Genomic DNA, 7,941 nt, shown 5'->3' on the forward strand with positions numbered 1-7,941 from the left:
TCAGATAAACAGGGTGAGCATGCTGCAAGGATGACTTATGGACGAGAAGGGATTTTTCAGGGGAGTTTTTCATATGTGCTGACAGACAAGTCAGGTCAAATCTGTAATGTCCATTCTGTTTCAGCTGGCTTAGATTATGCAGGCGTGGGGCCTGAACATTCTTATCTAAAAGATTTGAAAAAAGCTGAATACTTTTTTGCAAGGGATAATGAAGCATTAATGGGTTGTCTTGAATTATCAAGAATGGAAGGAATACTGCCTGCTCTTGAATCAAGCCATGCTATAGGCTATTTTATCAAAAATCACCAACAATTTGAAAATAAGACTGTGCTTATAAATCTTTCAGGCAGAGGGGATAAGGATCTTGAAATAATATTGGAAAATTTAGGGGGGACAATATGAAGGGGTTTTATATCCTGGGCGGCTATCCGGATTTACAAACATTTGAAGAATGTTTTTCTTATGTGACAAATAGAGCTGATTTTGTTGAGGTGGGAATAGCTTATAATGATCCGGTTGCTGATGGGCCGATAATTGCAAAAGCTGCTGACGTTGTGGTGAAAAATAGAACAAACATGGAAGATATACTTGACATTGTTGAAAAGCATAAAAAATCCAAACTTTATATTATGACTTATTCAAATATATTTTATCAATATGGCCTTAAAGAATTTTCTTCTAAATACAATAGTCTTATAGACGGCGTTATTGTTGCCGATTTACCAAACAGACACCACGAATTTTTTTACGACAAAGGCTTTGAAATACCAATAATACCATTTGTTACTCCTGAAAGCAGACAGGAAGATATTGAAAAATTAAAGGATAATAAAGCTGACTTTATTTACTTTGTTGGTGTGAGAGGTGTTACGGGAAGCAGTGTAAATTTTTTGAGTGATGAACTTATAGACAAGGTGAATGTTGTTAAGAAAATCACCGGGAAAAAGGTAGTTTTTGGGTTTGGAATTAAAACAAAAGAGGACGTGAAAAAGGTACTGACATATTCTGACGGTTTTGTTATAGGAACACAGGCGGTAAAAAGGCAGGATGATATAAACGAATTTCAAAGGTATATAGATTCGATAGTTGGGCAATGAATGCAACTTTAGTAAAGTTTCTGAAAAAGACTGATTTTTGCAAAATATTTAAAGAATATATCAACAGTAAAGTTCCATTTATATTTATGGTAGACTACAACATTGAAAACTTTGCAATTGAAAAAAATTGAAGAAGCTGAAAGTAAACACAAAAAACCTGATATTTTAGAAAATAATATGGTATAACTTAACTAATCGATTATAATGTAATCATATTGGTAATTTAGGTTATAAGGAGTTTTTGTGAAAAAATTTCAGATATTAAAGCATGTTGATGATGTGATTAAATTTTGTGAGATGCAGTTTCCGAGAAAATGCAATTGCTGCGGGAAGGAGTTTACTGACTTTAAAGATTTTTTACTTAATACAGAGATACCTTCTCATGCTCAAAATAGTAATTTGCAGATTGTTGACTTTAATGATATTCAGGATGTCATTGCCTACAGGAATTGTAAGTGTGGAACTACGATTACTCTTCCTTGCTCAGTAGGGCTTGGAAGCAAGACAATGCTTCTTAATATTATTGGTTGGGACTCAGAAGATAACGATATTTCAAAGCTGGAAGTAGTAATTAAACTTAGAGATGCAGTTATAAAAAAAGTACTGGGTGATAACTATGAAACTACTAAGAGTTAATTTAATGGCGGTCTTGATGTTTTTTGTGGTTTTAACATCTGGATTTGCTGACACCAATACTCTGTTGTCAGCGGTGGGCGGACCTGCATCTGATGTATATATGAAATATGCGGCGATAGGCTCAATAGGGGATGGGTTTGAAAAAGGGGTTTATGACAGTAATTTTGTCAAAACTGTGGTGGGTGATATTTTAACTTTAAACAACAGTGCCACAGAGCACTTCAATAATATGCTTAACTCCGGCGACTTTGTGGGTGAAGATGTGGTATTTGGTAACAGGATGATTGAAACTTATAAGTATTTGAGCAAAGAGGCTGAAGCTTTTGCAAATTATTTAATGACAATGGATAAAAAATATGCTGATGAGTTTCAGGTGTATAGGAAACTTGCCTGGGGCACTATAAAGCTTCTTTTAGGCTTAAAATAAAAGTTTAACTTTTCAGTCTTATTTTTTGGGGCAGACTTAATTTTTGTTGCAAATTGTAATAAGTTGTGTTATTAGTGCCACCCTAAAACGCACGCCTTATATTTGCGAAATCAGGCCAGTGCCTTTGACAGGTGCCTGATTTTAAAGGCGGAGGTAAAACAAATAGGAGGAAATATGTCTCACATTTCTATGAAAAGCCTGTTAGAGGCAGGCGTTCACTTTGGCCATCAGACAAAAAGATGGAACCCAAAAATGACCAAATATGTATTTGGTAAACGTAATGGCATTTATATTATCGATCTTCAAAAAACCGTTCAGTGCTTCAATCAGGCTTACGAATTTGTAAGGGATATGGCAAAAGAAGGGAGGAGCTTTCTTTTCGTAGGAACAAAAAAACAGGCTCAGGATGCCATTAAAGATGCTGCAGAAAGATGCCGCAGCTACTATGTGAATAACCGCTGGCTTGGTGGTACTTTGACAAACTTTGAAACTATCAAAGGCAGAGTTCAGAGGATGAAAGAGCTGGAAGAGATGTTTAATTCCGGCTTTGTAAACAGATTCAAGAAGAAGGAAATTTCAAATCTCAGAAAAGAGTATGAAAAACTCAATAAAAACCTTGCTGGTATCAGGGATATGGAAGAGATTCCGGATATTATGTTCATAATTGACATCAAAAGAGAGATGAATGCGGTAAACGAGGCTAAAAAACTTAATATTCCTATAGTGGCAATTGTTGACACAAACTCAGACCCTGAATTGGTAGATTTTCCAATCCCAGGCAACGATGATGCTATCAGGGCGTGTCAGTTAATTGCCGATAGAATAGCTGATGCAATAAATGAAGGAAGACAGCTGAAAGATGACGGTCTTGTGGAAGAGATAAGAAGTGCATCTGTTGAGGAAGAGGATATCGAAGATATCCCTGTTGATGAGATAGTTTCAGCTGATATTGAAAATGAAGACGAAGACGAGGAGGAATAGATATGGCTGAAATTACTGCTTCAATGGTGAAGGAGCTAAGAGAAAAAACTGGTGCCGGTATGATGGACTGCAAAAAGGCACTGAATGAAACAAATGGTGACATGGAAAAGGCTATAGAGTTTCTCAGGAAGAAGGGGCTTGCTGATGCTGCAAAGAAATCAGGAAGAATTGCAGCTGAAGGTCTTGTAACTTCTTATATCCATGGTGGTGGAAAAATAGGTGTATTATTGGAAGTAAACTGCGAGACTGACTTTGTTGCGAGAAACGAGGATTTTCAGGAGCTTTGCAAAGATATTGCTATGCACATTTGTGCGGCTAACCCAAAGTTTGTATCTCCTGAAGAGGTAGATCCAGAGCTTGTTGCAAAAGAGAGAGAAATTTATGTTGCAAAAGCAAAAGAATCAGGCAAGCCAGATAATATAATTGAAAAGATAGTGGATGGCCAGATTTCAAAATTTGTAAATAGCGTTAGCCTTCTTACCCAGCCATTTGTAAAAAATCCTGATATAACTGTTGAAAAACATATCGCAGAGAAAATTGCAAAGATTGGTGAAAATATAAAGGTAAGAAGATTTGTAAGATATGAGCTTGGTGAGGGTCTTGAAAAAAAGCAGGAAAACTTTGTGGAAGAGGTAATGAAGCAGATCAAGAAGTAGCCTGTCCACTTGAAACATCTTTGAGAGTACTTAGTATATTAAATAAAAAAGCCCGCTGACGAAGCGGGCTTTTATTTTATGGCAAAAGATTCTACAGCTTTTTCAAGCTCAGGCGGGTATGAGTTATTGCCCGGATTTTTCGATAGAGTAGTTATTGTAAATAGCAGTTTATCTTTAACAATAAATCTTATCAGGCCATAATTTTTGTTCTCATCGGTCTTGAAGCTGAATCTTAATACTTTGTCTTCTGAAGAGTTTGTTTTTTCTGAATAGTTAAAATCATTATAATTTTTTTTCAGTTTTTCCACCAGACCTGGCATCATCTTGCTTAAAGGTTCTTTTGCTTCAGTAACAGTGATTGCAATAGTGCTTGAACTTCTGTTGTCGGAAGATTTTTTCTCGGCATAAAGGGATGCAAGTGCGTCATTTGATGTAATATACTTGTAACCTGCCGGAACAATAACACTGTATCCATGTGATGATGTTATCAAAAGGTCATTTTCGGCTATTATCGCCTGAGCTTCAAATGATACTTTTTCAGGCGCGTTGGTCTGGCTTTTGTAAAAGTCATAAATCTGGTTTGCAGCAAGACCGGAGAAAAGAACAAAACCGTACATTATCCATTTATTTTTATAAAACTTAACAAGTTTTTTGTTAAAATAAAGACTTAAAAACGTACCGGCAAAAAAAAGATAAACAAGTGTCAATGGATTCATTTTTCCCCCTTACCTCATTGATAAATATGTAATTATCATTATTGTTAAATATATTCAAGCATTGATTGTCTATTGAGATATCAACGACTTCTCTTTTTTTAAAAAATCTTTTACGATATCAACAGTATTTTTACCTTTTGTCGCTATCCAATAGTTTTTATCTTCTATTAGAAAGTAATAATTATCCATTCCCATTCCAAAAACATACACTACTGCAATATTATTAATTTTCATACTTTTCATATTTTTGAAAGCATTGCTTTTAGGCATTTTTTTATTCATAGTTTCAAAAAGCGCAAAAGCATCACTGCTGTTTTCAGATTGTGATGCCCATATAATTGCATAATGAGTTTTGCTGGCGTATTCTGCCACATAAGCATTTTTCAATGGAAATTTTTTTCCGTGCAGCTTATAAATTTGTTCAAATGCTTCTTTTTCACCTACAAACTTGAGAATTTTTAAGTCGCCAATTTGGGGTATTGGTGCAAATGCAAAAGTGCTCTGGGAAAGAAACAGGAATATTGCCAAAACAAAAAGCCTCATTTTATTCTCCTAATATCACCAGTTTTCTGGCAAGTCATAAGATATTACCGAAAAATAATTTTTTAAAAAAGGGGAAACAGGGGCCTTATCAAACCATTTTTCATAAATTTCAAAGTATTTGCCGGTTTTTACCATCCATACAATAAAATTATTTACAAAATCTCTGAAGTCAGAGTTGTTTTCTTTCATCATAAAGGCATATGGCTCGTAGCCTATGGGGGTGTTGAGAATAATAAAGTTTTCGCTATTAAGAATTTTTTTTACTCCGTACAGGATTGTTCTGTCTGAGCAGAAAGCATCTATTTCTTTGTTTTTGAGATTTTCTACAGAATCAAAGTGCTCATTTAAATATACGATTTTTGAAGGTGAAATATTATTTTCCTTTAAAAATTTTAATAGGGATTCCTCGTTGGTAGTATTTTTTGTTACTCCAATAATTTTGTTATTAAGGTCAGTTATATTGTTAATCTTTTGAGAATAGGCCAAAATACTTGTTTCAGAGAAGAAATATATTATACTAAAGTCAACCAACTCTTCCCGCTTAAAACTGTAACTTGTTGAGCCTATTTCGATATCTATCTTATCATTCAAAACGTATTCAAATCTGTTTTGAGTGGTAATTTTTACAGGTATCATTTCTATTTTTTTATTTAGATGTTGACTTAATTTTTCATTGAATAAAGAAGCAATGTCATATGCAAATCCTCTGAAACGACCCTTTTCATCTGTAAAAGAGAATGGGTAAAGATTATCACGAAACCCTACTCTTATTTTTCCAGTATTTTCAATTCTTTCCAGGGTTGAAATATTCCCGGCAAAGGCACAAGCTGTAAATAAAATAAATAATGACAGAATTCTTAAAAATTTCATAGCCAACTATAATATAGACTTTTTGCTAAATCAATAGTACTTACAGAATATGTTGAAGCTTTTTGCAAAAAGAGGCAGGATTAAATTATATGTTTTTGTTTTTTACTTTTTGACAGGTCTTTTACCGTTAATTCTACTGAGTTATTATTATCTTGAAAATTATGCAGAAAGTCTTAAATCTGAGCTAAACAATAATGTTGAAATTTCTATCAATGAGATTTCATCCTCGATTGAGGAAAGACTTATAAGTATTAAAAAAACAGTATTTGCCATGTCACAGCTTACCACGTTAAAGGCAGGTATGACTGAATATCTTACTCCACTTAAAAGAGAATCAATAGAAAAAAGGCTTAATGAGTTATCGGATTATTTTGGCTTTGATTATTATGAAGTTTTAAGAAATGATAACAGTATTTTGTTCTCAAGTTTGCAAAACTACTCCAATGATTTTCTTGTTTTTGAAGAAATTATAAATGATTATTCCGGAAAGATTTTAGGCAGGTTTAGAGCTTTTGTGTCTTTTGAAAAAGTATTTGGAAATTTTTTGAAATATAATACAGAAAAATATGATTATAGTAAAAAAATTTATTACAGGGGTAAATTAATATTTGATGATAAAAAAGATATTAAAAATCCCATAGAGTTTATTGGCAAAAAAGAATCAAGTGAGTTTAAACTTATTTTTCAGGTTAGCAGAGATAGTATTAGAAAAAGGTTGCTGATGAATATCCAGAATACAGCTGTATTGATATTTCTTATAGTGCTTCTGGCAATAGTTATAAGCGTTTATTTTTTGGAATGGATAACAAGACCTTTTGGAAGCTTGATAGCAGGTTTTGCCGAAGTTTCTGATGGAAATTTTCAGTACAGGATAAAAAAACATCACAGCAAAGATATAGATTTTGTTTACGAACAATTTAATAAAATGGCAGAAAACCTTTCTGAAACCCAGGACAAACTTATTCAGGCAGAAAAGCTTTCATCTCTCGGTTTAATGAGTGCTGGTATTGCACACGAGATAAAAAATCCGCTGGCAAGCATAAAAATGGCATTGGAACAGTTGAAGAAGGTCGATGAATCGAAAGTTAAGTATTTGGCAGATATTATCGAAGAAGAGATTGAAAGGGTAAACAGGTTTGTAGCCGAATTACTAAACTTTGCAAAACCATCAGGACCAGCCATGGAAAAGATTAATATAAAAAATGAGGTAAAAGAGTGTATCAAATTGCTCTCGTTTCAATTTAGAAAGGCTAATGTCAGCATTAACGAAGACCTGGCTGACTACATTTGTTTTGCAGATAAAAATCATTTTCATCAGATAGTTATAAATGTTTTGATAAATGCTTTGCAGGCGTGCAATAATGACAATGCGATGATAACAGTCAAATCTGAAATATTATCAGAGTGTTACGTTTTAATGATTTCGGATAACGGAAAGGGGATTCCAAAAGAGGTGCAGGACAAGATTTTTGACCCATTTTTTACTACCAAAAAGGGGGGTACAGGCCTTGGTTTATCCGTAGTGTACAGCCTTTGCAAAAAAAACAATATTGACCTTGAAATAAAAAGCAAGGATAATGAAGGGACCACAGTAATTTTAAAGTTTAAGAGATGATTATGAACAAGATTGCTATTATTGATGATGAAAAAAACTTTGCGAGATTACTTGCTTTAAATCTTGAAAGTGAAGGATTTTTAACAAATGTGTTTTTCTCAGGAGAAGAGTTTCTTAAATTTTTAGAAAATGATGAGCCTGATGTGGTATTGCTTGATTTAAATCTCCCTGATAATCATGGGCTGAATATTTTTAATTATATTCTAAAGACAAGTCCACTAACTCAGGTGATAGTTATTACCGCTCATGGTGATATGGAAACTGCAGTGGAAGCAGTGAATATGGGATGTTTTGATTACATAAACAAGCCTTTCGGAACGGATGAAATTATTGTAATAATCAAAAGAGCACTTGAAAAGAAAAGACTGCTTCACGAAATAAATTTCAGGCGAAGAAGCGA

11 protein-coding genes and 1 pseudogene are annotated in these 7,941 nt (G+C 33.8%); 9 read left to right on the forward strand and 3 right to left on the reverse strand.

Annotated features, from left to right (window positions below; genetic code table 11):
* From ACTCAF_RS10305 to tsf, 7 genes and pseudogenes are all read left to right on the forward strand, one after another.
* Positions 1 to 402: pseudogene (locus tag ACTCAF_RS10305) on the forward strand (tryptophan synthase subunit beta); the annotation flags it as partial.
* Positions 399 to 1,097, forward strand: a complete 699-nt coding sequence (gene trpA / locus ACTCAF_RS10310) for a tryptophan synthase subunit alpha (RefSeq protein WP_463063196.1) — start codon at positions 399 to 401, stop codon at positions 1,095 to 1,097. The pseudogene ACTCAF_RS10305 and the gene trpA, both read left to right, overlap by 4 nt.
* Positions 1,094 to 1,228, forward strand: coding sequence for a hypothetical protein (locus ACTCAF_RS10315; RefSeq protein WP_463063197.1), 135 nt, complete (start codon positions 1,094 to 1,096; stop codon positions 1,226 to 1,228). The genes trpA and ACTCAF_RS10315 overlap by 4 nt, the downstream gene beginning before the upstream one ends.
* A 112-nt stretch (positions 1,229 to 1,340) precedes the next feature.
* Positions 1,341 to 1,733 carry a hypothetical protein gene (locus tag ACTCAF_RS10320; RefSeq protein WP_463063198.1) on the forward strand — a complete coding sequence of 131 codons (393 nt, stop codon included), beginning with the start codon at positions 1,341 to 1,343 and terminating at the stop codon, positions 1,731 to 1,733.
* Positions 1,714 to 2,160, forward strand: coding sequence for a hypothetical protein (locus ACTCAF_RS10325; protein ID WP_463063199.1), 447 nt, complete (start codon positions 1,714 to 1,716; stop codon positions 2,158 to 2,160). The genes ACTCAF_RS10320 and ACTCAF_RS10325 overlap by 20 nt, the downstream gene beginning before the upstream one ends.
* A 174-nt stretch (positions 2,161 to 2,334) precedes the next feature.
* A complete protein-coding gene (gene rpsB / locus ACTCAF_RS10330; protein ID WP_463063200.1) occupies positions 2,335 to 3,141 on the forward strand; it encodes a 30S ribosomal protein S2 in 807 nt (268 codons plus the stop codon).
* 2 nt (positions 3,142 to 3,143) lie between these two features.
* Entirely contained in the window at positions 3,144 to 3,797 is a 654-nt protein-coding gene (gene tsf / locus ACTCAF_RS10335; protein ID WP_463063201.1) for a translation elongation factor Ts, read from the forward strand.
* A 71-nt stretch (positions 3,798 to 3,868) separates the two neighbouring features.
* Here tsf and ACTCAF_RS10340 read toward each other — a convergent pair whose 3' ends face one another.
* From ACTCAF_RS10340 to ACTCAF_RS10350, 3 genes are all read right to left on the reverse strand, one after another.
* On the reverse strand, positions 3,869 to 4,513 hold the full coding sequence (locus ACTCAF_RS10340; protein WP_463063202.1) for a hypothetical protein: 645 nt from the start codon (positions 4,511 to 4,513) through the stop codon (positions 3,869 to 3,871).
* A 69-nt stretch (positions 4,514 to 4,582) separates the two neighbouring features.
* Positions 4,583 to 5,056, reverse strand: coding sequence for a hypothetical protein (locus ACTCAF_RS10345; RefSeq protein ID WP_463063203.1), 474 nt, complete (start codon positions 5,054 to 5,056; stop codon positions 4,583 to 4,585).
* Positions 5,057 to 5,071: 15 nt separating this feature from the next.
* Positions 5,072 to 5,926, reverse strand: a complete 855-nt coding sequence (locus tag ACTCAF_RS10350; RefSeq protein WP_463063204.1) for an amino acid ABC transporter substrate-binding protein — start codon at positions 5,924 to 5,926, stop codon at positions 5,072 to 5,074.
* A 49-nt stretch (positions 5,927 to 5,975) separates the two neighbouring features.
* On the opposite strand from ACTCAF_RS10350, the gene ACTCAF_RS10355 reads away from it, so the two are divergent.
* Together ACTCAF_RS10355 and ACTCAF_RS10360 are read left to right on the forward strand one after the other, a co-directional pair.
* Complete coding sequence (locus ACTCAF_RS10355; RefSeq protein ID WP_463063205.1) at positions 5,976 to 7,541, forward strand: sensor histidine kinase; 1,566 nt, start codon at positions 5,976 to 5,978, stop codon at positions 7,539 to 7,541.
* A 2-nt stretch (positions 7,542 to 7,543) separates the two neighbouring features.
* The coding region (locus tag ACTCAF_RS10360; protein ID WP_463063206.1) for a response regulator at positions 7,544 to 7,941 on the forward strand (398 nt) is incomplete at its 3' end.

The organism is Deferrivibrio sp. (assembly GCF_055117995.1).

What these genes read in the sequence shown, in the direction of transcription:
- ACTCAF_RS10350 (WP_463063204.1), bottom strand. Translation starts at nt 5,926, where the DNA reads ATGAAATTTTTAAGAATTCTGTCATTATTTATTTTATTTACAGCTTGT.
- tsf (WP_463063201.1), top strand. Translation starts at nt 3,144, where the DNA reads ATGGCTGAAATTACTGCTTCAATGGTGAAGGAGCTAAGAGAAAAAACT.
- ACTCAF_RS10355 (WP_463063205.1), top strand. Translation starts at nt 5,976, where the DNA reads ATGTTGAAGCTTTTTGCAAAAAGAGGCAGGATTAAATTATATGTTTTT.
- ACTCAF_RS10340 (WP_463063202.1), bottom strand. Translation starts at nt 4,513, where the DNA reads ATGAATCCATTGACACTTGTTTATCTTTTTTTTGCCGGTACGTTTTTA.
- ACTCAF_RS10315 (WP_463063197.1), top strand. Translation starts at nt 1,094, where the DNA reads ATGAATGCAACTTTAGTAAAGTTTCTGAAAAAGACTGATTTTTGCAAA.
- ACTCAF_RS10345 (WP_463063203.1), bottom strand. Translation starts at nt 5,056, where the DNA reads ATGAGGCTTTTTGTTTTGGCAATATTCCTGTTTCTTTCCCAGAGCACT.
- ACTCAF_RS10325 (WP_463063199.1), top strand. Translation starts at nt 1,714, where the DNA reads ATGAAACTACTAAGAGTTAATTTAATGGCGGTCTTGATGTTTTTTGTG.
- trpA (WP_463063196.1), top strand. Translation starts at nt 399, where the DNA reads ATGAAGGGGTTTTATATCCTGGGCGGCTATCCGGATTTACAAACATTT.
- rpsB (WP_463063200.1), top strand. Translation starts at nt 2,335, where the DNA reads ATGTCTCACATTTCTATGAAAAGCCTGTTAGAGGCAGGCGTTCACTTT.